Below are 25,124 nucleotides of genomic sequence, written 5' to 3'. Positions count from 1 at the left end.
TATCTCTTCCTTTGCGTTGTCGTATTAATTTAAGTATAAGCTAGAGCGATGGATGTATCAATTAAAAAAATATCTACTATATAATATAAAAAACTAGGTGCTTTTTAGGCGACCTAGTTTTTTGGGATGTTTTATTGTTTTAAGCCTTGAATACAAGCTGCTTTATCTGCCGCTCCAAAGAAGTAAGATCCAGCAACAAGGACGTCCACGCCGGCTTGTTTACATTTCTCTGCGGTTTCAGCATTTACGCCGCCATCTACTTCGATAACGTAGCTACCGTGGTTTTCACGGCGCCAATTATCCAGATAGCGCATATTTTTGGTGGTTGACTCGATGAATGCTTGTCCACCAAAACCGGGATTGACTGTCATTTGTAAGACTAAATCTATATCTGCTAAAACAGCATCCAGCATGCTCGCCGGAGTTCCTGGATTAAGCACGACTCCTGCTTTACAACCTGCTGCTTTAATTTGTTGAATGACGCGGTGGATGTGCGGTGCGGCTTCGATGTGCACGGAAATAATGTATGCACCAGCTGCGGCAAATTTTTCAATATAGTTTTCTGGGTTTGAGAGCATTAGATGGACATCCAGTGGAATAGTCGCTGTTTTGCTGATTTGCTCGACCATGTCGATTCCAAATGTCAGATTCGGCACAAAATGGCCATCCATCACATCGATATGAAGGTAGTCAGCTCCTGCATTTTCTGCTTCTTTAATGGAATTTGCCATGTTCATATAATCAGCTGCAAGTAAAGAAGGCGCTACGAATGTCATACGCGCACACCGGCTTTCGCAATTACAGCTTCGACGCGATCCGCCACATTTTCAGGAGTGAATCCATAAGCGTTAAACAAGTCTTTCGCTGGAGCAGATGCGCCAAAATGGTCGATTCCTAGCATATCGCCTTCTGATCCAATAAATTCTTTCCAACCAAAAGTTGCTCCGGCTTCAATCGCAAATCTCGCTGTCACTTCTTTCGGTAAAATGCTTTCTTTATACGCATCGGTTGTTTTTTCAAAGCGTTCCCAGCTGGATAAACTTACAACGGAAACGTCTAGATCTTTTTTCGCAAGTTCGCGTTTCGCTTCGATTGCAAGAGACACTTCGGAACCCGTTGCGATAATGATGGCGTCTGGTTTGGAACTAGTTGCTGGCGCTACGATGTACGCTCCTTTTTCTACGCCTGCATCTACTTCTTCTTGGGCATTTTCGAGTACTGGTAAGTCTTGGCGTGATAATACAAGTGCGATTGGGCCGCTTGTGTTGGTTGCGGCAATTTCCCAAGCAGCGCGGGTTTCTTTGGCATCAGCTGGACGGATAACTGTTAGGCCTGGCATGGCACGAAGCGAGGCTAATTGTTCGATTGGTTCGTGTGTCGGGCCGTCTTCACCAACAGCGATACTGTCATGCGTGAATACATATGTTACTGGAAGTTGCATTAAAGCAGCCATTCGCATTGCTGGACGCACATAGTCTGAGAAGACGAAAAAAGTGGAGCCAAACACTCGTAAACCGCTATGAAGTGCCATTCCGTTTAACATTGCTCCCATCGCAAATTCGCGCACGCCGAACCAGATATTTTTACCAGCTGGGTCTTGGATGCTATACGCTGGACTCGCATCGATAAAGGTTTTATTTGAGCAACCTAGGTCAGCGGATCCCCCGAAAAGTTCCGGTAATTCAGCTGCAATCGCGTTGATCATTTTGCCAGATGCGGAGCGTGTTGCGACATTGGTGCCTGCTTCGAAAGTTGGTAAATTGGCATTCCAATCCGCAGCTACTTCTCCCGCTAACACGCGGTCTAATTGACTCGCAAGTTCTGGGAATTCTTTTTTGTAATTAGCGAGCATGGTATTCCAAGCGCCTTCTAGTTTCTCCCCGCGCGCTTTGTAATTTCTTAAATAATCACGAACTTCTGCTGGCACGGTAAAAGGTTCTTCTGCCCATTCATAATGTTCTTTCGCGCCGTTTGCTTCTTTTTCACCAAGCGGAGCACCATGACTTGCGGAGCTGCCTGCTTTTGTTGGCGCGCCGTAACCAATGACGGTTTTCACTTCAATCAGCGTTGGCTTCGATGTTTCTAGTTTTGCTTGGACAATTTTTTCTTGAATAGCTGCTAAATTGTTACCATCTTCTACGCGTAAAACTTGCCAGCCGTATGCGCGGAAACGGTCTGCTGCATTTTCGCTGAACGTCGCACTTAAATCGCCATCTAAACAAATATCATTCGAATCGTATAATACGATTAATTTTCCAAGTCCTAAATGACCTGCAAGTGAGGCTGTTTCTGATGCCACGCCTTCCATCAAGTCCCCATCACCACAAATCGCATACGTATAATGGTCTACAATTGGATAATTCGGTTGATTATACTGTGCCGCCAAATGCGACTCCGCAAGCGCCATACCCGCAGCCATACCAATCCCTTGTCCAAGTGGTCCACTCGTTGCATCAACCCCAGCAGTCCAACCAAATTCAGGATGTCCGGGTGTTAAACTATCTAACTGACGGAACTGTTTTAAGTCCTCCATTTTCACATCATAGCCAAATAAATGAAGCATGCTATAAAGTAGTGCCGAACCGTGTCCTGCTGATAAAACAAAGCGGTCGCGGTTAAACCATTCTGGGTTGGTTGGGTTAAACACTAAATGTTTCGCAAATAGCATGTAAGCCATTGGTGCTGCTCCCATCGGCATTCCCGGGTGTCCTGAATTTGCTTTCTCAATCATATCAATCGATAACGAACGAATCGTGTCCACTGCTTGTCTATCTAATGTTTTTTTCAAAACGGTCATCTCCCTTAAATTGTTTGTGCTTTTTTACACATGTTTTTCTACGTCGGACCAAATGTGTACCAGTCTTTCTGCATAACTCGTTTTATCTCGGTTATGAAAAAGCGCCGATGTTCCGAGTACATAAATATCTGGTAAACAGTCGCGCATCAAGCCCACTGTCTCTTTATTAATATTGCCGTCCACTTCGATGAGCGGCACATGGACTTTTCCAGCTAGTTTCGCCTTTAAATCATCCAATTTTTGTAATACGTCTGTTTGAAATTTCTGCCCCGCAAAACCTGGATTTACAGTCATCATCAACACCATTTCCACATCATCTAAATAAGGATAAATGGCTTCAATGGGGGTTTCCGGATTTATCGCGATGGATGGTTTGACATTGTAAGAGCGGATTTTTCGGATGACTTCTGATACATCTTCCGCTACTTCGACATGAAAAGAAATGTATTCCGGTTTCACAGGGCCAAACATGTCAATATATTTAAGTGGGGTAATAGTAGCCAAATGTATGTCTAGGGGGATTTCTGTATTGTTTCGCACTATTTCCAAATATTCCGGACCGAGTGCAAGATTATTCACATATACACCGTCCATCACATCGCAGTGTAGTAGTTCCACGCCAGCAGATTCGAGGCGCTGGAGCTCATCACCTAAATGTAGTTGGTCTGCACACATAATTGAAGCGGCTATTTTCCTCATTTTCATCCTCACTTTCTTTCAAGTTCAGTAATTTTATCCAAGCGGCGTTTATGGCGATCACCTGCAAAAGATGCCTCAAGCCACGTATCAACAAGTAAAAGCGCTAGTCCTTCACCGATGACGCGTTCACCAAGACAGAGAATATTGCTATTATTATGTTCCCGAGTCGCACGCGCTGAAAAAGCATCCGAAACAACCGCAGCACGGATTCCATCGACTTTATTCGCCGCAATACTCATCCCGATTCCAGTCCCACAGCATAGGATGCCGAGTTCAGATTGCCCACTCACCACTTGGCTCGCAACCTCTTCTGCATAAGACGGAAAATCAACACTTTCGTCCGTATATGTTCCAATATCAACGACCTCGATATCTTTTTCACGTAAATGTTTCACAATGGCATCTTTTAGTCTACGTCCGCCGTGGTCACAACCAATTGTTAATTTCATTTAATTTCACCTTCATTAATAGATTTTTTTCTTTTAACGTCTTATAATGAAATGGAACCGAGAACATACGCGAATATGTTCTCGGCTCATTTCTAAGGATGACTACTGTAAAACATCTGAGCCCGAGAAGCTTTGGATTCGTTTGCACGGTTATCCTTTTTTTGATGTTTTTTCATACAGCCCATCCTCCATTATTAAGATTTCACTAATACTTTAATTTCATTACCTGCCATAACTGCCTCGAAAGCCTCGCGCCAGTCATCTAAACCATATACTTTGGTAATCATTTTATCCGTATTGATTTTGCCATTTGCTAGTAAGTCGAGCGCTAAAATCCAAGAAGATGGTTTTTGCGAGCGGCTGCCAATATAAGCAATTTCACGTTGGATAATAGATTCTTCGTCAATCGCATTTTTCTTTTCGGCAAAAAGTCCTACTTGAACAAAATCGCCTTTTTTCTTCGTTAGAGGTAATCCTTGATTTACAGCTGGTACTGCGCCTGAGCAATCAAATACGCGTTCCGCTCCGTAACCATCTGTCATTCCTAGCACAACTTCTGCCAAGTCTTCTTTTAAGGTATCGACAATTCGGTCCATTCCAAGTTCTTTCGCTAGACGTAGACGATCGCTATCTTTGGTAATTCCTGCCATAATCACCGTTGCCCCTTGCGCTTTCACGACTTGAGCTAGTAATAAGCCAATTGGACCCGGTCCGAAAACAAGTACTGTGTCATCTGGACGAATCGTTGTTTTTTCAAGCGCCGAATGCACGCAACATGCAAGCGGTTCTGTCAGTGCTGCTGCTTCCAGTGAAATCCGTTCATCAAGCACGTGACAACTTTCCTCGCGAGATAAAACAAATTCTGCAAAACTACCATTTGCTTGCGTACCAATGCCGCGACGATTGCTACATAAATTGTAATCATGTTCTTTACAATAAATACATTCTCCACAAGTTTCAAAAGTTGTTTCACTTGTGACACGGTCTCCCACTTTGATACTCGTTACATCTGGCCCAACTTCTACAACGACACCAGAAAATTCATGTCCAAGTGTGACGGGAGTTGTTGGATTTTTGTATTCTCCTTTAAACGTATGGATATCTGATCCGCAAATACCTGTAAATGCTACTTTGATTTTTACTTTGTCGCCATAAACTTGTGGTTCTTCCACATCTTTTAGCTCCATTTGATCATATCCGGGGTTTGTTTTTACTACTGCTTTCAAATTAATCGTCACCTTTCTGCGGCAATATCATCACTTTGTTATAATCATGCTCTCTGGAAAGAATCATATCAAATGCTTCTTTCGTTTCTTCTAGCTTATAACGATGCGAAATTAGTGGTTTCAGTTTAATTCGACCTTGTTTCACGAATTCAATCGACGTACGCCACTCCTCACCTGGAAATGGTGCCGAGTAAGAATTCCAAAAACCTTTAAGCGTTAATTCGCGTCTGAAAATATTTTCAAAAGCTTCTTCGTGTAAAAGTACATCTGCGTAAGCTATTCCTAGAAAACCAACTTTACCTTTTTTCTTCGTTACAAGTAAGCATTGTTCTTGGGTTATTTTTGAACCAGCACACTCGAGCGCGATATCAGCTCCAAGACCATTTGTATAAGCGAGGACGCGTTCTTTTAAGTCTTCATTTTTTGGATTGATGGTGTATTTGCAACCAAATTCCCGCGCGTCTGCTAATTTTTTATCACTAATGTCAACCGCGATAATATCTTTCACTCCTGCAAGAAGTAAGCATTGTACAACTAAAATCCCGATGGTTCCAATTCCGAAGACAATGACCGTATCGCCAAGTCTCGGCTGAATACCAAGTACCCCGTGCATCGATACAGCAAGTGGTTCAATCATCGCACCTTCCTCAAAATCAAGGTCGCCGATAGAAATCACATTGTCGGCTTTCATGACAACATTCTCCGCAAATCCACCATGGAAATGTGACCCCACCATCCGGTAGTTATCACATAGCGCGAAATCGCCTGCTTTACAATAATTACATTCCATACAAGGCTCAAGTGGAATCCCTGCAACCCGGTCACCAATAGCTACATTTGTTACTTCACTACCAATTTCCGTAATTACACCTGCGAATTCATGTCCCATTACAGCAGGCAGTGGATATTTCCAGCGCGTTTGCATTTTATGAATATCTGATCCACAGATACCAACGGCTTTTACTTCGACACGAACTTGGTCTTTCCCGCAAGTCGCTTCATCAATTTGTTCTGCTTTTATTACATTATTCTCGTATAACACAGCTGCTCTCATGTTACTATCACCTCTTCTATATCATTAAGACAAAACTTAGAAAATAGCTGCCCAAGCTTGAGAGAATTTAAGAATAACCCAGTTAAAGAAGTTACCACCCATATCAAGTGTACTAACTTGTGTTGCTCCTTTAGGGAATTCGTAAACACCTTTCATCATTTCTGTATGAACAAGACCGAAGTCAGTTGCCATAAGAAGCGCTAGTGCAATAACTACAGTTCCAGCTAAAACGGAGTGAAGAATGTTACCTTTACGAGATGCTACTACGAATGATACGTAGAATGGAATAGTTGCCAAGTCACCAAAAGGAAGTACTTTGTTACCAGGAATGATAACAGCTAGGAAAAGAGTGATTGGAACAAGGATTAAACCAGTAGAAATATTCGCTGGGTGACCGATAGAAAGTGCTGCATCAAGACCGATATAAAGTTCGCGGCCTTTGAAACGAGATTTCATGAACTCACGAGCGGATTCTGAAATTGGAATTAAACCTTCCATTAAAATTTTAACCATACGAGGCATTAAGAACATTACCGCACCCATGGACATACCAAGTTGTGCAACTGCCCCAACGTCATAACCTGCAAGAATACCGATTGCAATACCTAGAATAAGACCCATCATCATTGGTTCCCCGAAAATACCAAAACGTTTTTGAATAGTTTCTGGGTCTACATGGATGTTTTTAATACCAGGGATTTTAGCGATTAGCCAACCAACCGGAATACCGATGAAACCGAATGCTGCTGTAGAACCTGTTGGTAAGGAGATCCCTTTTAAGCCGTAAAATTCTTCTACCATAGGTTGTGTTCTGTCTGCCATCCAAAGAACAGCAACTTCATAGATGATCGCACAAAGAATCGCGAACCACCAGTTACCACCAGTTACGATATAACCAGTCGCACCTGCTGCGATGAAATGCCAGTAGTTCCAAATATCAATATCAAGTGTTTTCGTAACTTTGAAGAAAATAAGTGCTAAGTTAACTACCAAACAGATTGGAATTAAAATTGCTGCAACTGGAGAAGCCCATGAAGCTGCGGCTGCTGCTGGCCAACCTGCATCAATAATTGTTAAATTCAGTCCAAAACGCTCAACCATTTGCTGCGCTGCCGGACCTAAGTTACTAGATAGTAAACTAATAACAAGGTTAATACCTACAAACCCGATACCAATCGTAATCGCTGAACGAAGCGCTTTCTTTGCTGGTACTCGGAAAATTAATGCAATAAAGAAAATCATAATAGGCAAAATAACTGTAGGCCCCAAGTTTAAAACATACTGTACTCCTGACAGAAGTGTATCCATTTAATATTTCCTCCTTTTTTCTCTGTTTAATGATGATTTCTAAACTCCCTTGCGCAGCCTTTTATTTAAGGTGCGCAAGTATTTCTTCGTCTAATTCTTCCATACCCATACCAGTGATATAAGAAGTTGCAATAATAGCTGGGATTTTGTATGTTGTTGGTAAAATAGTTGTTGATACGATTAAATCCGCTCCGTCTTGCATGGATGCTGCTTCGGAAATTTTAATTTGTTTTACTTCTGCATCCACGTTGTTTTCTTTTACCAAACGCTCTACTCTGTCCGTTACTACTGTCGATGTTGCAATTCCTGCTCCACAAGCTACCAAAATTTTAAATTGTCCCATGATAAATTCCTCCTAATTAATTGCTGCGATTTTCCGCGGCTAATTTTCCTGTTTTTTTAAACGGCAATTGTTTCTAAAATTTGTTTTACTTCGTCTTCATCTTTCGCTCTGAGTAATGCGGCTACATTGTCTTTATCCTGAATCGTCCCCATCAATTGCTGAAGTACCGCGAGCTGGCTGTGAGGTTCGTTTAGTCCAAGTACGAAAATCAAATTCGCTTCAACCGTTTGACCAGCATCTTCCATTAATTTAAATGGAATGCCATCTTTCACAGTGATTACGGCGATAAATTGTTCCGTAACGCATTCTGGATCCGTGTGCGGTAATGCCACGCCGTATCCATCTAATTTTAGCCCCGTTGGAAAGGTTTGTTCACGGTCTGTTAGTCTCGTTAAAAAGTCATCCGTCACATACCCTTCAGACTTTCCACTTTCTGCGACCATTTGGAATAGGTCCTCTTGTTTCTCGATATCCGATTGAACCCAAACCATTCCTTTTTTCAAAAATTGTACTAAATCCATTACGAAATCCTCCTGTAATTCTTTCTGACTTCTCTACATTGTCTTTTTTGTTTCCAAGTCCGTGAAGTTTTTAATTATTTGGTGCATTTCTTCTGTGTTTCTGGCATCCGCAAGTTTTTTCAGTTCTTTTTTGTTCTCCGATAATTCCATCAATTGTAGTAAAGCTGTGAAATGAGCGTTTTTGTCTACGGCTGCGATAACAACGATAAAATGTAGCTCTTTACCGCCTTCGAGTGGCAGGCCTTCTTCTAGATAAAGTAAACTCATTCCGAGGCTATTTACTCCTTTTTCCGTTTCAGCATGAGGGATAGCTATCGTATTACGGAGAATGATGTTCATAATCGGTGCCGGATATTGCCGTTTCATTTCTTCCACATAAGCTGGTTCCACCACTCCCGCTGAAAGTAACGGTAAAGCCGCATGATAAATCGCTTCATGCCAGTCTTTCACCGATTTCTTGCGAGTGATTCGCGTTACCTCAAGTAAGTCTGCGAGTGAACTTTTGCCTTCGTGTTTGGATGTGTTTTCTTCTGGAACTGGCATTAAATAGTCTGCTAGCACTTTTTCAAGACGGGCAGCATCTTTAATATCAGCAAATTTGGAAATAGTTTTCATTAATTGGTCGACGCTGATATTCACCTCATCCACTAAGTAAACCGACCGCATCACCCGGCGTCTAAGCTCGAGGCGTTCCTTCCCATCCATCAATTGGTTGATTAGGAAAAATTTTTTATCGGTCGAAAGTGGCACTGCGGAAAACACAATGTCATAACCTACCTTTGTTTGTTCAAATTCTCGAATCGACATCGCTTGATAGAAAAATATTTCCGGGAACAGGCTGCGTAATGTTTTTTCCATCAATCTCGAAATCGACAATCCGTTCGGACAAACTACAACTGCTTTTAGCCTCGTTTGTAATTTTTCCGTGGATTCGATTAAATGCCCTCCAATGAAAAGGGTGATAAATATGCTTTCATTTTCAGGAACCTTGCTACCAATAAAACGTTCTAATGGCATGAGCGACTCTTTCACGATGTAATGCACGGCTTGGAATTCTTGATCAATCTTGTCTAAAATGCTGTAATCTGTTGTAAGATGATACTTAATTCGATAATACGCAGGTTTAATATGTGCAAATAATTTTTCAAGTAACGATTCTTTGTCTACTAGTTGAATACAAGCCTTTTTCTCAAATTCGCTTAGAACTTGTTCCAGCGCCAGCCTTAACTTATGCGTTTCCTCCGATTTTAAATACTGTTTCGGAAGTACATTCGAAGTTAAAAGTTGCAAGGTGATGTACATTCGCTCCGCTTCTGGCATGTTCGGCTCTTCTTCAATAAAAATCTCTGCTGCTCCGTATTCCCGAGTATCTGACAATTCATTGTAGTCAATCAGGAAAGATGTCGTAATTGTTTGCCCCTTCTTCATCCGCCGAAAAACAGCTTCTAAAATGTAAGGCAGTATTTGCATTTTATTGTCAATAAAATGCAAATTCAGGTGATGTTCCACTTGTTCCAATTTTTCCCGGAGGTCTTTGATTCTCGCTTCCTCCACTTGCATGAAATCCTGTAAATACTCTTCGCCACCAAAACTTTCTATGATGTGTTCAGCCGCATAAATGAGCGCCGTCCGCTGATTCCACTCGTCTCCGTCAATTAAATAGCCACGCATTCGTGAATATTTCACTTCGAGGTTGAATTTATCGAGCGTCTTTTGTACCAGCTTCAAGTCTCGTAATACGGTGTTCTTACTCACCTCCAGCTCGCTTATAAAGTGATTAAGGGATAACTCTTCACTTCCTGTTGTTAACATGAGGATGATTAGGCTGGCGCGTTCCTTTTCTGACGGGATGTACCAGTCAGTTTTTTCGCCATCTTCCTCACCAATGATTTGAAACAGGTCAGGTTCTACGATAAATCGACCATTCGCAGCTCGATGAATCTTCGGATAAGTTTGTTCCTCAAGCCAGTTATTAATTTTTTGGAAACTATAGTCGACTTGTCTTCGAGTTAAACCAAATTTTGCCTGTAAGTTCGTACTCGATGTGTCAGGATGTCGTAAGAGTTCTTTTAAAAGTGAATTACTTCTCTCATCCAAATACATGTCGTTCCCTCCTGTTCGTTTTAATTATAAATCTAATTCTAATAAAAATGTACACGCTTTCATCCCAATAACTTGCGGAAAGAATGTACATCATTGGGCTTTACTTGTGACTTTATTAACAATCCTATTCTTTGTAAATGGGTGAAAGTTGCTTGTAAAGGTTGATATGTAGCGGACTTGCGAAACTTCTTGAAGTAAGGTGAAATCTGCTTTGAAACAAAAATGAGAATGAAGTAATGGAGTTTTGCGGGGCGTTGTTTCTCCTTAATCATACAAAAGATGGTCTGTTCTTTCTATACGTTTTGTAAAAAATAACGCAAAAAAAGACGCAAATGATAAAAAATACCATTCACGTCATATTCAGTGTGATTATTTTCTTTTTTGTTTATCGACTCTAAGTAAACTTTTGTTGAAGTTCTTAAAGGATGCGCCGCGTTTCACTTTCATTTTCGGGAACGATTTTAACATCCGCCGTTCATTAAATTTAAGTTTGCGCATACTGGCAGCAAGCTCTTTATCTTGTTTACGTTTTGCTTCGATCTCAGCAATTTTGATATCGACATTTTCTTGTTTTTTCAAAAGGCCTTCTTCAAATTCTTTCGCGCGTTCTTTTACGCTGGCTTTTAGTTCGGCCGCTTGTGCGTTTAGTTTTTCATTAAATTCGGCAAGTGCTTTTTGGAATGATAGCATGCTTGTGACGGATTTAATTGTATCGATGAGCATAATAACAACGATGAGCGCGGGGATAATCCAGCCGCCCCAACTTAACACCCAATCCGCAAATTCGGTCACAACCGGGTGCAAGAAACACACAACAATAATACACGCGAATCCCCAGAAAATCGAAATCGGCAAGCAAATCCGCCCTTTTACATTGAGTGGCCAGTTATGATAATCCCACCAAGTCGTATGGAATAATGCTTCCAAAATCGTTGCAGTAACGTATTCAATTACCGTACAAATAATCATCGAAAAAATAAATAATGCCCATAAGTTGTTTTGAAACGGTAAAATCATCATTAAAACTGCGGTTACGCCAAACCCGTAAATGGGGCAATATGGTCCATAAAGAAAACCGCGATATACCAACTTCTTCTCTGAAATCGAGCAAAAAACTTCTTCCCAAGCCCATCCTAGAACAGAATAAATGAAGAAGTATAGGATAAACATGTTGATATCCATCTTTTCATCTCCTTTTGTTTTCTTTTTCACAATCAATTTCATTATAACAGAAATAAGAACTTCTTAACTAAATTAGTCAAAAAGTTCCGCTTGTTTATATTTTGGCAGCTTGCTCTTCGCTTCTGAATAAGCATGGTGAATTAACGCGCGAATCAAGTCTTTATCTCGCTCTTTTTCTAGTAAAACAGAAATCCAAACCCGTTTATTCATGTAATATCCTGGGACAACTGCTGGATTTTCCGCGCGAAGTTGTTCACTTTTTTCGGCATTACACTTTAATGTTAAAATCGGTTCGCCTTCTTTATTTGTTCCACGCATCGCCATTAGTTGATCCAAAACGTGGTAGCGCTCTGACCCCCATTCTTCTTTAAAAGAATACTGGACTCCCGGCAACTTGCTTATTTCCTCCCGTATCCAAACAAATTCATCGCTCATTGTTCCGGCTCCAAAATCATAATCTTATTGCCATCTGGATCAAGCAAGTTCAGTTCGCGTCCACCCCACTCGGCCACACGCGGCTCCGGAGTATCCACTCCCACTGCTTGAAGTTCCTGATACATCTTATCCAAATTTGTATCACACGAAAACACAAATTCCACCTTAGACTCACTTGATTTGCCCCATTTGCTACTATTCCAGACAATAATTCCGGGAGCATTTTCGGAAAAGCCTAGTTTCGCACCGTCATAATTGTCGTATCCTTCAAACACAACCGGTATTCCCAGTTTTTCGTGATAGAAAGCGACCAATGCCGCCGGATCTTCCGTAGAAATATTCGTACAAACAAATTCATTAATCATTTAAAGCACCTCCATATCGATAGTTTAACAAAGCCTTTGCATTTTTTATTGTATATTTGCGACGTTTTGTAGAAAAATTTGCTTCATTTCCTCTGGAGTGTGATTGCTATATCGTTTAAATTGTTTAATCAAATGCGCTTGATCCGTAAAGCCATGTAGATAAGCCAGTTCTGCACCCGGCACACTCGGATTTCCATATAATGCCTGCAATACTTTTTGAAAACGAATCAGTTTTGCCGTCTGTTTTGGCGCGAGTCCCATGTGTTTTTGAAATAGCCGTTCTAACTGTCGAACAGATACAACTCCTAGCGCAAGTTGATTAGGGTTTTGTAGCAACTGATTGATACTGTTTAGAAAATCAGGATGAACTCGTTTGCCAAGCGTCATTAATTTTCGCAGTAAAAATTCTTCTAGTAAAGCGATTCTTTCGGTGTTCGTCGTCGTTTCGGAAAATGCTTCTCGGAAAAACGGAGCAAATCCGGCAAACATAGCTTCCGGCTCATTCACCCGATTCATACTACCAGCCAAGTCCTGCTCGACAAATAAAAACAGTGACCACGCATAAAATCGCACGGCAAAAAGCTCAGAACTACTTTCATCATTGGCTTCAAAAGGTGCATCACTAACGCCAACAAACATAGCGTCCATAACTAACCCTGTTTCGCTATCAATTGTAAAAATAATATCCGCACATAAATCAGGAACTACTAAATTATTTCCCGGGAAATCTCTATCATCCGCTTCCCAAAAACAGCGAATATACCCCGCTAGCGCCGCACTTGGTAGATATTCTTTATAGCCAGCACGTTTCGGTGTAGCTACAATAGGATAAAACGAGCTTAATTTCGCCATAAAGAAACCTCCTTTTCCTCATAGTACCACAAAATTTTCTCTTTAATCATGCTTCTTTCTTTTATTTATGGGTATTAAGTAAATAAGGGGAAAACTTTTGAGAGGGTGATACAAAATGTCTGCTTACAAACGGATTCTTGTTGGTGTTGATGGATCAAATGAAGCGGAAGCCGCGCTAAGACGAGCTGTTCAATTTGCCAAAATGGACGGCGCTACGCTTGGTATTGGCTTTGTCGCGGATGTGCGCCGGATTGCACCATTAATCGATTATGAACAAACCTACGCAAAAAAAGCCAAAGCTTACGGAGAAGAACTAGTTGAAATGTACAAAAAAGAGGCAGAAAAAGCTGGCGTAGCGCAGGTCGAAACTTTTGTTCACTTTGGTACGCCAAAAACTACTTTTAATAAAAAAATAACACGGAATTTTGAGCCTGATTTAATTTTAGTCGGCGCAACTGGGCTTTCGGCAACGGAGCAATTTATTCTTGGTAGTGTTTCTGAATATACGGCCGCTCATGCACCTTGTGACGTTATCATTGTTCATGCAAAACCATGGCGCAATAGAAAGACTGTCGAAAAACTTTAATTCATGTATAATGAAGTTATTGATTATACGGCAGGAGGAGAAAAAATGACAGTTAGTAAAGTTGCCATTGCTTCAGACCATGGTGGAATTGAATTACGCAAAAGTATTATTTCTTATCTTGAAAGTGTTGGTATTAGTTATGAAGAATTTGGTCCAGAAGCGCCGGAATCAGTGGATTATCCGGGACTTGCTATTACCGTTAGTGAAAAAGTCGTGAACCAAGAAGTCGATCGCGGTATTTTAGTTTGCGGCACGGGAATTGGTATGAGTATTGCGGCCAATAAAGTAAAAGGTATTCGTTGCGCGCTTGTTGGTGATACATTTAGCGCTCATGCAACTCGCGAACATAATGATACAAATGTCCTTGCACTTGGAGCGAGAGTCATAGGCCCAGGTTTAGCAGAAGATATTGTCAAAATTTGGCTAAACACCGATTACGAAGGTGGCCGACATGCAAACCGTGTTGGACAAATTACAGCGTACGAAGATAGCCACGCTTAAAAAATAATCATAACGACCAAGTCTAATTATGGACTTGGTCGTTTTTTATAGCCATTTTATTAATTGTTCACAAATAGTAATTTGTTCCCTTTTTAATATCACAAATGAGAACATTTACGCATTGCAAACAAGAACGTTTGTTCGTATAATATATATAAGCATTAGCTAATTATTTGAAATATTGGAGGTGTCATCATATGAGCTATCAAGATCGTGGCATGAAGAAATGGGGCGGTTTTTTATTAAGTGAACATACCGAGGCGATGCAAAACGCTGAGCCAACGTTAGTATGGAAAGAAGCTATGACTACAGAATTTATCGAGAGCGTACTAGCTAGCGCGATGACACATCAGTCTACGCTTGTTATCCAGAAAAAGCCGCTAGATCCAGAAGCATTTCCCGAAAACGATATTATTGGTCGTATTTCGGGAGTGGAAAACAACATTATTTATATTAAAAACTCTGACGGTGTTATCCCACTTTCCTTCTCTGCTATTCGAAATGTAGAAGAAAGGAGTGTAGACAAATGGTACAAGTAGAAGACTACAGCCGTGCACCGCGCCGAGATATTTTGTGCATTGATATTAAATCGTTTTTTCGCTTCGGTTGAATGTGTCAAACGCCGACTGAATCCGCTTGAAGCTTATTTAGTCGTCATGAGTAACGCCGACCGAGCTGGCGGCCTCGTTTTAGCCGCCACACCAAAAATGAAACAAGTGCATCACATCAAAACTGGCTCAAGAATGTACGAACTGCCCACTTGGGACAAGCGAATTATTATCGCACCCCCACGAATGAAACTATATTTAAAAGTAAATGCTATGATCCAAGCCATTTTCAGACGGTATGTTCCCGCTGAGTTTATTCACGTTTATAGTATTGATGAATGCTTTTTAGACATCACCGGGTCGCATTTGCTGTTCGGTAGTACGGAAGAAATCGTCCGCAAAATCCAGCGTGACATTTTAGAAGAGTTGCGACTTTATGTCACAGTCGGAATTGGTGACAACCCACTTCTTGCAAAACTCGCACTCGATAATGTTGCCAAAAATCGCGATGACGGAATCGCTGAATGGCGTTATGAAGATGTACCAGAGACCATTTGGAAGATTAGGCATTTGGATGATGTGTGCGGAATTGGTCGCCGGACTGCGGTTCGACTTCAAAAAATGGGGATTTTTAATATGTACCAGCTAAGCCAAACGCCGCCCCAACTATTAAAAAACGCAATGGGTGTGGTCGGCGAGCAACTTTATTATCACGCTCACGGTATTGATTACAGCCTTTTAAATGAAAAATATGTCCCAATTAGTAAAAGCTACGGAAAAAGCCAAATTCTCGAAAAAGACTATCACGTCCCGGCTGAGGTAGAAATTGTGATTCGCGAAATGGTTGAGGAAGTAGCTATGCGTTTGCGGCAAAATCACGTGGATACCGCGGTTATTCATTTGAGTGTCGGATACAGCAAATACAGCATAAAAAAAGGATTCAGCCATCAAGCTAAAATCCCTCCTACGAGTAGTAGTCATGCGCTTATTCCTTATTTCCTGCAACTATTCAGGCGTTACGATGAACGAGAGCCCGTGCGTTCCATTGCGATTTCATGCGGTAAAATCACTTTAAAAACCGGGCTGCAACTCAATTTGTTTGAAGATGCTACCCGCACTTTAAATCATGAGCAATTAGAAATAACTGTCGATAAAATTCGTACGCGCTATGGTTTTAAATCACTTATGCACGCAAGCAGTTTGCTAAATGGAGCGACTGGGCTAAAAAGGTCTGAAATGGTTGGTGGTCATAAAGGCTAGCTTATTCTGGTTTCACGCGGAATAAGAAATCCTGTACCATTGTCGTAAATATTTTCGGTTGTTCAATTTGCAAATTATGACCCGCAAAATCAAGGATAGCAAACGATGCATGTGGATATTTTTCTAGCAAAGTAAGTCCGTCCGCATATCCTACATGGTCATCTTGCCGACCAAATAAGAATAATGCCGGCACATCAAATTGCGCTTTTTCATCCGGATCAAAGCTCAGCGCATAGTTCGCAGATAATCGGTTCAAAAATTCACCGTCCGCATTAATCATCCCAGCCATCACTTCCGACAAGAAACGATTCCAATTTCGCGCGGTTAAAATGACACCACTTTTCGAAAAGTAGGCGCGGTCTTCTTTAGACAGCGTGCTTACAAATGTCTCATCTTGATACATGACTTTTTGTTCAGGCAAGGTTCTTCGTTCTTTTTCTGGATAGATTACCGGGCAAATAAGTAAGAAACCAAGCACTCTATCAGGCATTTTCGCTGCGATTCCGCGAGCTAAATAACCACCATATGATTCCCCGGCGAGTACAAATTGCTCGCCCGGAATTACTGCTTCAATAAATTCTAATAAAAGTGTGAGCACATGGTCGGCATTTTGGATGGAATCGTAATTCTCGGTTTTTCCCATTCCTGGTAAATCCAAATAAATGCGCGAAAATGGGCTTTCTTTATCAAATACTGGTTCCATACAGCCAATCATTAACTGCGAATCTGGCGCGAAGCCATGAATCATTATAATTGGTATTCCTTCACCATATTTCTCATAATAAACGTCTACGCTACGGATTGTTTTATGCATCTTAATTCCTCCTGGCGTTTACTTTTATCATAACATATTATTCTTCTGCCATCCGGTACCCAACCCCTACTTCTGTCAAAATATAAGCAGGTTCGGCAGGATTTTTTTCGATTTTGCGCCTGATGTTACTCATGTTTACCCGGAGTGCTTGATTTTCACTTGAATACGGTCCCCAAATTTCGCGAATAATAAAATCGTGCGTGAGAACTTTCCCAGCATGGCGCGCTAACAAGAGTAAAATTTTATATTCGATTGGTGTAAAATGAATTTCCGTGTCACCCATTTTGACAAGTCGGCGGTCGTCATCGATATACAGGTTTTGAATTTGAATTACGTGGTCATTTGGCGTTTCTTTATTGCTCGGTTGAATATGTCGCAAAGCAGTCCGAATGCGCGCCAGTAGTTCTGATGTGCCAAATGGTTTCGTAATATAATCATCGGCACCGAGGTCAAGCGCGGTCACTTTTTCCCGTTCATGATCACGCGCGGATACGACAATGATCGGCACTTTGGACCAAACACGAATATCACGAAGCACATCAAGCCCCTCCACATCGGGCAAACCAAGGTCAAGCAGCACAACGTCTGGCGAATGGCTCGCCGTCTGCTCCAGCGCTTCCTTGCCGTTCACTGCTTTAATCACCGAATAATCACTAGCAGTCAACACAGCCGAAATAAAATTACTGATGCCTTCTTCATCTTCCACAATTAGCACAAGTCGCTTGCTGTTCATTTTCCATCTCCTCCGTCTAATGGCAAAGTGAACCAGAAAGTCGCCCCGCCATGTTCGTTATTTTTCGCTTCCAAAGTCCCGTCATGCGCCCGAATAATCGACATACAAATCGATAATCCAAGCCCTAAACCACGAGACATATCCGAACGTTCCCGCGCCTCTACCGCAAACGTGTCAAATAAGTCAGGCAAGCGGGTTTCCGGAATTCCTTTTCCATTATCACGCACACTGAAAATGGCATTTTGCTTCGTTTTCGTCACATTTACCCATACTTCCGCATCAGGACCACCGTGACGTAGCGCATTTTCCATCAAATTAATAAGCACTTGCTCAATGAGCGTGCCGTCCATCGGAACCATGAGCAGATCACGCGGCACTTTAACATGGATAGTTCGGTCGGTGAAGCGTTTTTTAATTCGGCCAACTGCTTCGCCAACGATCTCTTCCACGGCTTCCGGGGCGCGTTCCAAACTCACCAAGCCTTCGCTAATTCGAGTGACAGAAAGTAAATTTTCGACCATCCGAATGAGCCAACCAGAGTCATCTTTAATACCTTTAATTAAGTTTCGCTCGGTTTCTTTATCTAGCTCGGTTTCTTTTTCAAGCAAGGCTGAACTTGCGCCAATGATGCCTGTAAGTGGTGTTCTTAAATCATGCGAAATCGCTCGCAGCAAATTACTTCTCATTTTTTCTTTTGCGGATTCGATGACGATTTGGCGCTGTTCTTCTGATAAATATTGCCGTTCTAAAGCCAGCGCGACTTGCGAGCTAATCATCCGTAAAAATATCCGGTTATCTTGTGTGAGTGGACCTTCTTCCGCCGAACATGAAACCCCAATGACACCAAGCACTTTGCCTTGTGACATCACTGGCATGTAATAACCAAATGCGCCCATTAGCGTATCAGTTCCTGCGCCCGCTCGTTTTTTATTTTTAAAAACCCAGTGCGCGACAGCTTCCTCGTCCGCACCAAGAAGCGCGTTCGCATCCTCTTTTCCTTCTGCTTGCACGAAAATCCCCTCATTGCTTTTGGCAGGGTCAGTCGAATAAAAAATGACGGAACGGTTAAATAAATGCACAATATATTCATTGGTTAAATTAATAATTCCTTTTAAGTTGCGCGTTACTAACAGCCGTTTATTGATTTCATAAAGCACTTCGGTTCGACGCTCCCGCTCAACGGCAAGACTCGCTTGTGTTTTAATCCGGACGGTTAGCGCACTAGTAATTAAAGCCACTAAGAGCATAATCCCAAAAGTCACCGGATAACCGGCTTGAATCGTATTAAATGTATAGAGCGGCGACGTGAAAAAGAAATTAAATAACATGACGCCAATGATAGAACCGAGAACACCGTAAACATAGCCACTTGTTACCCGAGAAATAATTAAAACAGATAAAATATACACCATAATAACATTTTGGTCGCCAATGCCAAATTCACTTAATCCAACACATATCGCTGTCGCCAAAGTGAGTAGCAAGACCATTTTCGCCATATCGTGCCACGTTAGAAAGCTTTTAAAACGCACTTTCATTCGGCGTTTTTTTGTCTGCGGTTGGCTGGAAGGGATAATGTGCATATCGACATTATCCAGATGCGTAATAAGCTGGTCTTCAAAATCATCTTCAAACAAAGACCGCAATCCCATACGCCGACGCGATTTCCCAACAACAATATTCGTAACTCCGGTCAAACGGGCATATTCAGCTACTGTTTCTGCGATATCGTGCCCAGCGAGCGTGACAATTTCTGCACCCAGTCGTTCCGCGAGTTCCATCGTTTCACGCAAACATTTTTTCTCCGCTTTGGTCATATAATCATTTTCTTCATTTTCAATATAAAGGGCAGTCCACGGAGCACGGAAAGCCTCGGCGGTGCGCGCGGTCCAGCGAATCAGTTTCGCAGATGATGGGGACGTCCCGATGCAGACGAGCCACTTGCTACTTGCGCGCTTTTCTGGATAAATCCCGGTCTGGTCATATTCATGGCTAATTCGGTCAGCCGCTTTGCGCATCGCAATTTCACGTAGCAATTTTAAATTTTCTCTAGTGAAAAAGTTCTGCATGGCCGTGCGTGCACGTTCTGGCTGATAAATCTTGCCTTGTTCTAATCGTTTTAAAAGTTCATCCGGTTCGATATCAATTAGTTTCACACGGTCTGCTTCATCAAAAACATAGTCCGGAATGGTTTCGCGGACAGCCACTTTGGTGATGCCTTCCACGATATCATTCAAGCTTTCGATATGTTGCACATTTACCGTTGTATACACATCGATTCCCGCTTGGAGCAGCTCTTCCACATCTTGAAAACGTTTCTTATTGCGCACGCCAGCCGCATTCGTATGTGCAAGCTCGTCCACCAAAATCAGTTCTGGTTTCCGTTTCAACGCTTCGTCCAAATCGAATTCTTTGAGCGCAATGTTTTTATGGTTGATTGCTTTAGGTGGAATAACTGGGATTCCAACTAACATTCTCAGCGTTTCTTCCCGAGCATGAGGTTCAATATAACCAGCAACAACATCGACGCCGGCTGCTAGTTGATCTTTGGCATCACTTAACATCGCGTATGTTTTCCCAACACCCGCCGCAAAGCCAAAATATATTTTTAATTTACCTACTGATGAATCTGTTTCTTCTTGCAAATTCACTAGTAGCGCATCCGGACTTGGACGATTCGTCTCCATATACTCGCCTCCAACTACTTACATTTTCAAACTATCTAATGCCAAATTGACTTGTAAAACATTCACAGTCGGCTCACCCCAGAAACCTAATAATCGGTCACTTGTGTTTTCCGCAATAATTTCTTTGACTACTTTGGTGGAAATTCCGCGTTCTCTGGAAATCCGGTCTACTTGGTACGCCGCTGCAGCCTCGGAAATATCTGGATCCACACCACTTGCTGATGCTGTCACGAGATCCATCGGAATAACGCGATTGTTCGTTGGGTCTAATTTATGCCACCAAGCAATCCGTTTTTCTACTAATTGTTTTTGTTCTTCGCTAGTCGGGTTTAAATTGGTTGCCGCGCCGTCACTCGCCGCCCGCCCAATCAAGTACTCAGGCTTAGTAAACGTTTGGCCAATCTCAGCAGAACCAATTTTTCCAGTTGTGCCATCTGCTAACTTTTCTTCTATTATACTGCCATTTGCTTTGTCGTGGAAAGCTGCACCTGCAATAATCGTGACAACACCCGGATAAACCACGCCACACACCAACGTCAAAAGTAGAAATCCAACAACTGCCGGCTTCCAAATTTGCATAAATCTTTTCATGTTTTCTCCCCCTCTTAAACGATTCCTAAAACAGTTAACAGCATATCAATCAATTTAATCGCGATAAATGGCGCAATCAGTCCACCAAGTCCGTAAATCAACATATTGCGGCTCAGTAATTTCCCCGCTGGCATTTCGCGGTACTTCACGCCTTTTAAAGATAGCGGAATGAGGGCGATGATAATCACAGCATTGTAAATAATCGCGGATAAAATCGCGCTCGTTGGACTCGTCAACCCCATTAAATTAAGTGCTTCAAGTTGTGGGAAAATCCCGTAAAACAACACCGGAATAATCGCAAAGTATTTTGCTAAATCATTGGCAACACTAAACGTAGTCAGCGCGCCACGTGTCATTAACAGCTGTTTCCCAATCCGGACAATATCAATTAATTTCGTTGGGCTAGAATCAAGGTCGACCATATTCCCGGCTTCTTTTGCAGCTTGCGTCCCCGTATTCATCGCAACAGCCACATCGGCTTGTGCAAGCGCTGGCGCATCATTCGTCCCATCACCTGTCATCGCAACTAAATGGCCTTCACGTTGATATTCGCGAATTAATTCCAATTTTGCTTCAGGAGTTGCTTCAGCTAGAAAATCATCCACTCCCGCTTCTGCCGCAATCGCAGCCGCCGTCATCGGGTTATCCCCAGTAATCATAATTGTTTTAATACCCATTTTTCGTAAATCAAGAAAACGTTCTTTCACGCCATTTTTCACGATATCTTTCAAATAAATCACGCCAAGCACTTGGTTGTTTCGAACGACGACAAGTGGCGTTCCACCAGCACCAGCAACCTTACTAACAATCGTGTCACACTCTTTCGGATACGTCCCGCCATTCGCCGTTACATAAGCACGAACTGCATCCGCCGCACCTTTTCGAATCGTATTTTCTTGATAATCAATCCCGCTCATTCGCGTGTTTGCGGTAAAAGGAACAAATTCCGCGTGCATTTCAGCAAAATCGCGACCGCGAATATCAAAGCGTTCTTTCGCCAACACAACAATACTGCGACCTTCCGCCGTTTCATCCGCAATAGAGGAAAGTTGCGCCGCATCCGCCAGTTCTTGTTCTGTCACACCATCCACTGGCAAAAATTCGCTCGCTTTCCGATTTCCCAGTGTAATCGTCCCGGTTTTATCAAGCAAAAGCACGTCCACATCTCCAGCCGCCTCAATCGCCCGACCGCTCATCGCCAAAACATTTGCTTGATTTAACCGACTCATCCCTGCAATCCCAATCGATGAAAGTAGCGCACCGATAGTAGTTGGCGCCAAACAAACGAGTAACGCAATCACATTCGTAATCGAAATCGCCGAGCCAGCACCCGCCTGTTTACTCGCAAATTCAGTAAATGGTAAAAGTGTCGCTGAAACCGCCAGAAAAATAATCGACAGCGTCACAAGCAAAATTTGCAAAGCGATCTCATTTGGCGTCTTTTTCCGCGAAGCCCCTTCCACCATCGCAATCATTTTATCTAAGAAACTTTCCCCAGAAACCGCCGTTACCCGAATAACAAGCCAGTCGGAAACAAGTGTAGTCCCGCCCGTCACAGCGCTTCTATCCCCACCAGACTCACGAATTACCGGCGCGGATTCCCCAGTTATCGCACTTTCATCCACCGAAGCCGCACCTTCAATCACTTCGCCATCCATCGGGATTTGCTCATTCGCAAGCACATACACAATATCGCCTTTTTTCAAATCATTCGAAGCTACCTCGACCACATCCGATTTATCATCCAAGTGTTTCAATTTTCGAGCCAAAACGTCTTTCCGAGCCATTTTCAAACTATCCGCCTGTGCTCGACCACGACCTTCCGCAATCGCCTCCGCAAAATTCGCAAACAATACCGTAAACCATAAAATCAGCGCAATCGCGAGCGTATATCCTGACTTCTCATCCGAAATCCCGAAAAAACCAAGAAAATAAAGGCTCGTCGCCAAAATTGCACCGACATAAACAAGCAACATCACCGGATTTTTCACTTGTAGTTTAGGAGACAGTTTTTTCATCGACTGAATCAGCGCATCTTTCCAAATACCATTTTCCATCATTTCCATTCACCTCATTTGAAAGTTGTAAAGAAGTCCGCAATCGGTCCAAGTGCGAGCGCCGGCAAGAAACTAAGTGCGCCAATAAGCACCACAACCCCGATTAAAAGACCGATAAACATGCCATTTTTCGTCGATAATGTCCCGCTGCTCGCTGCAACCGGACTCTTACCGGCCATATTTTGCGCCAAGTAAAGCGCTGCGACTAGCGGAATGAAACGAGCAAATAACATCATTACTGCGCCAACCATATTTGTAAATGTCGTGTCTGCCGCAAATCCCGCAAAAGCACTACCGTTATTATTTCCCATCGAAGTAAACGCATAGAGCACCTCAGAGAAACCATGCGCCCCACTCGCCGAAACCGAAGCTTGCACACTCGGCATCATCACCGCAACCGCCGTACCAAAAAGCGTCAACAGCGGCGGAACTAAAATAAGTAAACAAACCATTTTCATATCATAAGGTTCAATTTTCTTCCCTAAATATTCCGGCGTCCGCCCAACCAAAAGCCCCGCGATAAACACCGTCAAAATAATAAATCCAATCATCCCATAAAGCCCACTACCAACACCGCCAAAAATAACCTCGCCAAGCTGCATAAAGAACATTGGCACAAGCCCACCAAGCGGCGTCAAACTATCATGCATCGTGTTCACCGCACCGTTCGAAGCAGCCGTCGTTGAAGCCGCGAAAAGCGACGATCCACCAACACCAAAACGCACTTCTTTACCTTCCATACTTCCAGAAGTCGCAACCCCTTGGTAACTTGGCCCCGCAAATTGTTCAGAAACAGTAATCGCAACGACCCCAACAACAAAAACAATCAACATCGCCGTCATAATCGCCCGTCCTTGCTTACTGTCTTTCACCGCGCGCCCAAACATCACAACAAGCGCCACCGGAATAAGCAAAATCGCCAGCATCTCAATTAAATTAGTAAAACTAGATGGATTTTCAAACGGAAAAGCAGAATTCGCTCCGAAAAAGCCGCCACCATTTGTTCCAAGTTGTTTGATCGCAATTTGACTTGCAGCCGGCCCAAGCGGAATCAATTGTTTCGCACCATTTTCAAGCGTTTCCACAACCGAATAATCTGCAAATGATTGCACCACCCCTTGCGACACCAAAACTAGCGCCAATACAAGCGAAAGCGGCAACAAAATATAAAGCGTCACCCGAAATAAATCTTGCCAAAAATTCCCGACCGTTTTCTGTTTCTTCCATATAAAGCCGCGAATTACCGCAAATAAAACTGCAATCCCTGTCGCTGCTGAAACAAAGTTCTGTACCGTTAAGCCAATCGACTGCGAAAAATAAGATAACGCCGCCTCACCGGAATAAGCTTGCCAGTTCGTATTCGACACAAAACTCGCCGCCGTATTAAAGGCCAAACTAAAGCTAAGCCCCTCCATACCTTCTGGATTCAGCGGTAAAAACCCTTGCAACATCAACACAGCCATCACAAATATAAAACCAACCGCACTAAAAGCAAGCACCGATATCGCATAACGTTTCGCCGACATCCCAGCGTCACTGACACCCATCAAACGATAACCAAACCGCTCAACTGGCTCAAGCACTCTCGATAAAAACACCTTTTCGCCAATCATCACTTTATACATATAAATCCCAAGCGGCACTGCTAAAACTAATAACAATACAATAAAAAACACATCTTGCATCACAATATACTTCATAGATCCTCACCTCTAAACAACACATAAAATAAATACACCAACAAAGCTAAACCGATGATTCCAGCAATTACTAGAACAACACCCATTTTCCGTTCACCCCTTCACCGTACTCTTTCCACCACTAATCCTACCAACAAACGTATAAAGACAGTGTTAAGATTCTAAAGGCACGCATAAAGATTCCGTTAATATTACAATGTGTGTAAAAATTACACACAAAAAAAGCCAATGTGTAAGCAAAAACAAAATGAAAACCCTTTTATAGCCACATTTAAAGTTGGCACGGTACTTGCATATATAAATAAGTGTTAAG

Annotated in this window: 25 protein-coding genes; 4 read left to right on the top strand and 21 right to left on the bottom strand. The window is 42.5% G+C overall.

Features of this window, described 5'->3' with window-relative positions; genetic code table 11:
• Positions 1 to 131: 131 nt before the first annotated feature.
• The 14 genes from rpe to HCJ55_RS09665 form a co-directional block, all read right to left on the bottom strand.
• The gene (gene rpe, locus HCJ55_RS09730) at positions 132 to 776 is read right to left on the bottom strand and encodes a ribulose-phosphate 3-epimerase (RefSeq protein ID WP_185517958.1); all 645 of its coding nucleotides are present in this window, start codon (positions 774 to 776) and stop codon (positions 132 to 134) included.
• Positions 773 to 2,788: a transketolase gene (gene tkt / locus HCJ55_RS09725; RefSeq protein WP_185517956.1), complete on the bottom strand. Its 2,016-nt coding sequence runs from the start codon at positions 2,786 to 2,788 to the stop codon at positions 773 to 775. Before tkt ends, rpe begins: the two co-directional genes overlap by 4 nt.
• 33 nt (positions 2,789 to 2,821) lie before the next feature.
• Entirely contained in the window at positions 2,822 to 3,496 is a 675-nt protein-coding gene (locus tag HCJ55_RS09720; protein ID WP_185517954.1) for a ribulose-phosphate 3-epimerase, read from the bottom strand.
• Positions 3,497 to 3,504: 8 nt separating this feature from the next.
• The gene (rpiB, locus tag HCJ55_RS09715; RefSeq protein ID WP_185502910.1) at positions 3,505 to 3,945 is read right to left on the bottom strand and encodes a ribose 5-phosphate isomerase B; all 441 of its coding nucleotides are present in this window, start codon (positions 3,943 to 3,945) and stop codon (positions 3,505 to 3,507) included.
• Between the two features lie 194 nt (positions 3,946 to 4,139).
• Entirely contained in the window at positions 4,140 to 5,171 is a 1,032-nt protein-coding gene (locus tag HCJ55_RS09710) for a zinc-binding dehydrogenase (RefSeq protein ID WP_070255231.1), read from the bottom strand.
• 1 nt (position 5,172) lies between these two features.
• Positions 5,173 to 6,225 carry a galactitol-1-phosphate 5-dehydrogenase gene (locus tag HCJ55_RS09705; RefSeq protein ID WP_185502908.1) on the bottom strand — a complete coding sequence of 351 codons (1,053 nt, stop codon included), beginning with the start codon at positions 6,223 to 6,225 and terminating at the stop codon, positions 5,173 to 5,175.
• A gap of 36 nt (positions 6,226 to 6,261) precedes the next feature.
• Positions 6,262 to 7,533 carry a PTS galactitol transporter subunit IIC gene (locus HCJ55_RS09700; protein WP_003722022.1) on the bottom strand — a complete coding sequence of 424 codons (1,272 nt, stop codon included), beginning with the start codon at positions 7,531 to 7,533 and terminating at the stop codon, positions 6,262 to 6,264.
• 61 nt (positions 7,534 to 7,594) lie between these two features.
• Positions 7,595 to 7,876: a PTS sugar transporter subunit IIB gene (locus HCJ55_RS09695; protein ID WP_003722023.1), complete on the bottom strand. Its 282-nt coding sequence runs from the start codon at positions 7,874 to 7,876 to the stop codon at positions 7,595 to 7,597.
• A gap of 56 nt (positions 7,877 to 7,932) precedes the next feature.
• A complete protein-coding gene (locus HCJ55_RS09690; RefSeq protein ID WP_003722024.1) occupies positions 7,933 to 8,397 on the bottom strand; it encodes a PTS sugar transporter subunit IIA in 465 nt (154 codons plus the stop codon).
• 33 nt (positions 8,398 to 8,430) lie between these two features.
• The gene (locus HCJ55_RS09685; protein WP_185502907.1) at positions 8,431 to 10,500 is read right to left on the bottom strand and encodes a BglG family transcription antiterminator; all 2,070 of its coding nucleotides are present in this window, start codon (positions 10,498 to 10,500) and stop codon (positions 8,431 to 8,433) included.
• Between the two features lie 369 nt (positions 10,501 to 10,869).
• Positions 10,870 to 11,682: a putative ABC transporter permease gene (locus HCJ55_RS09680; RefSeq protein ID WP_185517952.1), complete on the bottom strand. Its 813-nt coding sequence runs from the start codon at positions 11,680 to 11,682 to the stop codon at positions 10,870 to 10,872.
• A 72-nt stretch (positions 11,683 to 11,754) separates the two neighbouring features.
• Positions 11,755 to 12,117, bottom strand: coding sequence for an MmcQ/YjbR family DNA-binding protein (locus tag HCJ55_RS09675; protein WP_185502905.1), 363 nt, complete (start codon positions 12,115 to 12,117; stop codon positions 11,755 to 11,757).
• Positions 12,114 to 12,482, bottom strand: a complete 369-nt coding sequence (locus HCJ55_RS09670; RefSeq protein ID WP_185506419.1) for a VOC family protein — start codon at positions 12,480 to 12,482, stop codon at positions 12,114 to 12,116. Before HCJ55_RS09670 ends, HCJ55_RS09675 begins: the two co-directional genes overlap by 4 nt.
• Positions 12,483 to 12,527: 45 nt before the next feature.
• The gene (locus tag HCJ55_RS09665; RefSeq protein ID WP_185517951.1) at positions 12,528 to 13,334 is read right to left on the bottom strand and encodes a helix-turn-helix domain-containing protein; all 807 of its coding nucleotides are present in this window, start codon (positions 13,332 to 13,334) and stop codon (positions 12,528 to 12,530) included.
• Between the two features lie 115 nt (positions 13,335 to 13,449).
• On the opposite strand from HCJ55_RS09665, the gene HCJ55_RS09660 reads away from it, so the two are divergent.
• The 4 genes from HCJ55_RS09660 (at position 13,450) to HCJ55_RS09645 (ending at position 16,229) form a co-directional block, all read left to right on the top strand.
• Positions 13,450 to 13,920 (top strand): universal stress protein, encoded by a 471-nt coding sequence (locus tag HCJ55_RS09660; protein WP_008948893.1) that lies wholly within the window; start codon positions 13,450 to 13,452, stop codon positions 13,918 to 13,920.
• A 45-nt stretch (positions 13,921 to 13,965) separates the two neighbouring features.
• The gene (rpiB, locus tag HCJ55_RS09655; protein ID WP_008948894.1) at positions 13,966 to 14,421 is read left to right on the top strand and encodes a ribose 5-phosphate isomerase B; all 456 of its coding nucleotides are present in this window, start codon (positions 13,966 to 13,968) and stop codon (positions 14,419 to 14,421) included.
• A 197-nt stretch (positions 14,422 to 14,618) separates the two neighbouring features.
• Positions 14,619 to 14,960 (top strand): hypothetical protein, encoded by a 342-nt coding sequence (locus HCJ55_RS09650; protein ID WP_008948895.1) that lies wholly within the window; start codon positions 14,619 to 14,621, stop codon positions 14,958 to 14,960.
• A gap of 12 nt (positions 14,961 to 14,972) precedes the next feature.
• Entirely contained in the window at positions 14,973 to 16,229 is a 1,257-nt protein-coding gene (locus tag HCJ55_RS09645) for a Y-family DNA polymerase (protein ID WP_185517948.1), read from the top strand.
• Between the two features lies 1 nt (position 16,230).
• Here HCJ55_RS09645 and HCJ55_RS09640 read toward each other — a convergent pair whose 3' ends face one another.
• Genes HCJ55_RS09640 through HCJ55_RS09610 form a run of 7 tightly spaced genes read right to left on the bottom strand, consistent with a single transcriptional unit; the run spans position 16,231 to position 24,897 of the window.
• Entirely contained in the window at positions 16,231 to 17,043 is an 813-nt protein-coding gene (locus HCJ55_RS09640; protein ID WP_185504334.1) for an alpha/beta fold hydrolase, read from the bottom strand.
• Positions 17,044 to 17,080: 37 nt separating this feature from the next.
• Positions 17,081 to 17,776 carry a response regulator gene (locus tag HCJ55_RS09635; protein ID WP_185502900.1) on the bottom strand — a complete coding sequence of 232 codons (696 nt, stop codon included), beginning with the start codon at positions 17,774 to 17,776 and terminating at the stop codon, positions 17,081 to 17,083.
• Entirely contained in the window at positions 17,773 to 20,463 is a 2,691-nt protein-coding gene (locus HCJ55_RS09630) for an ATP-binding protein (RefSeq protein WP_185517946.1), read from the bottom strand. Before HCJ55_RS09630 ends, HCJ55_RS09635 begins: the two co-directional genes overlap by 4 nt.
• Before the next feature lie 18 nt (positions 20,464 to 20,481).
• The gene (gene kdpC / locus HCJ55_RS09625; RefSeq protein WP_185506424.1) at positions 20,482 to 21,054 is read right to left on the bottom strand and encodes a K(+)-transporting ATPase subunit C; all 573 of its coding nucleotides are present in this window, start codon (positions 21,052 to 21,054) and stop codon (positions 20,482 to 20,484) included.
• 14 nt (positions 21,055 to 21,068) lie between these two features.
• Entirely contained in the window at positions 21,069 to 23,114 is a 2,046-nt protein-coding gene (gene kdpB, locus HCJ55_RS09620) for a potassium-transporting ATPase subunit KdpB (RefSeq protein ID WP_185517944.1), read from the bottom strand.
• An 11-nt stretch (positions 23,115 to 23,125) separates the two neighbouring features.
• The gene (kdpA, locus tag HCJ55_RS09615) at positions 23,126 to 24,811 is read right to left on the bottom strand and encodes a potassium-transporting ATPase subunit KdpA (RefSeq protein WP_185517941.1); all 1,686 of its coding nucleotides are present in this window, start codon (positions 24,809 to 24,811) and stop codon (positions 23,126 to 23,128) included.
• Positions 24,808 to 24,897, bottom strand: coding sequence for a potassium-transporting ATPase subunit F (locus tag HCJ55_RS09610; protein WP_015455298.1), 90 nt, complete (start codon positions 24,895 to 24,897; stop codon positions 24,808 to 24,810). Before HCJ55_RS09610 ends, kdpA begins: the two co-directional genes overlap by 4 nt.
• Positions 24,898 to 25,124 lie beyond the last annotated feature (227 nt).

Source organism: Listeria marthii, assembly GCF_014227425.1.
In the GTDB taxonomy this organism is placed as follows: domain Bacteria; phylum Bacillota; class Bacilli; order Lactobacillales; family Listeriaceae; genus Listeria; species Listeria marthii.
This window is presented reverse-complemented; position numbering and strand designations above follow the sequence as displayed.

Coding starts and splice junctions, on each gene's coding strand:
- HCJ55_RS09685 (WP_185502907.1), bottom strand. CDS start 10,500: ATGTATTTGGATGAGAGAAGTAATTCACTTTTAAAAGAACTCTTACGA.
- HCJ55_RS09720 (WP_185517954.1), bottom strand. CDS start 3,496: ATGAGGAAAATAGCCGCTTCAATTATGTGTGCAGACCAACTACATTTA.
- HCJ55_RS09610 (WP_015455298.1), bottom strand. CDS start 24,897: ATGGGTGTTGTTCTAGTAATTGCTGGAATCATCGGTTTAGCTTTGTTG.
- HCJ55_RS09660 (WP_008948893.1), top strand. CDS start 13,450: ATGTCTGCTTACAAACGGATTCTTGTTGGTGTTGATGGATCAAATGAA.
- HCJ55_RS09695 (WP_003722023.1), bottom strand. CDS start 7,876: ATGGGACAATTTAAAATTTTGGTAGCTTGTGGAGCAGGAATTGCAACA.
- HCJ55_RS09665 (WP_185517951.1), bottom strand. CDS start 13,334: ATGGCGAAATTAAGCTCGTTTTATCCTATTGTAGCTACACCGAAACGT.
- rpiB (WP_185502910.1), bottom strand. CDS start 3,945: ATGAAATTAACAATTGGTTGTGACCACGGCGGACGTAGACTAAAAGAT.
- HCJ55_RS09635 (WP_185502900.1), bottom strand. CDS start 17,776: ATGAACAGCAAGCGACTTGTGCTAATTGTGGAAGATGAAGAAGGCATC.
- rpiB (WP_008948894.1), top strand. CDS start 13,966: ATGACAGTTAGTAAAGTTGCCATTGCTTCAGACCATGGTGGAATTGAA.
- HCJ55_RS09690 (WP_003722024.1), bottom strand. CDS start 8,397: ATGGATTTAGTACAATTTTTGAAAAAAGGAATGGTTTGGGTTCAATCG.
- kdpA (WP_185517941.1), bottom strand. CDS start 24,811: ATGAAGTATATTGTGATGCAAGATGTGTTTTTTATTGTATTGTTATTA.
- HCJ55_RS09640 (WP_185504334.1), bottom strand. CDS start 17,043: ATGCATAAAACAATCCGTAGCGTAGACGTTTATTATGAGAAATATGGT.
- HCJ55_RS09705 (WP_185502908.1), bottom strand. CDS start 6,225: ATGAGAGCAGCTGTGTTATACGAGAATAATGTAATAAAAGCAGAACAA.
- HCJ55_RS09680 (WP_185517952.1), bottom strand. CDS start 11,682: ATGGATATCAACATGTTTATCCTATACTTCTTCATTTATTCTGTTCTA.
- HCJ55_RS09675 (WP_185502905.1), bottom strand. CDS start 12,117: ATGAGCGATGAATTTGTTTGGATACGGGAGGAAATAAGCAAGTTGCCG.
- HCJ55_RS09700 (WP_003722022.1), bottom strand. CDS start 7,533: ATGGATACACTTCTGTCAGGAGTACAGTATGTTTTAAACTTGGGGCCT.
- HCJ55_RS09670 (WP_185506419.1), bottom strand. CDS start 12,482: ATGATTAATGAATTTGTTTGTACGAATATTTCTACGGAAGATCCGGCG.
- rpe (WP_185517958.1), bottom strand. CDS start 776: ATGACATTCGTAGCGCCTTCTTTACTTGCAGCTGATTATATGAACATG.
- kdpC (WP_185506424.1), bottom strand. CDS start 21,054: ATGAAAAGATTTATGCAAATTTGGAAGCCGGCAGTTGTTGGATTTCTA.
- HCJ55_RS09630 (WP_185517946.1), bottom strand. CDS start 20,463: ATGGAGACGAATCGTCCAAGTCCGGATGCGCTACTAGTGAATTTGCAA.
- kdpB (WP_185517944.1), bottom strand. CDS start 23,114: ATGATGGAAAATGGTATTTGGAAAGATGCGCTGATTCAGTCGATGAAA.
- HCJ55_RS09650 (WP_008948895.1), top strand. CDS start 14,619: ATGAGCTATCAAGATCGTGGCATGAAGAAATGGGGCGGTTTTTTATTA.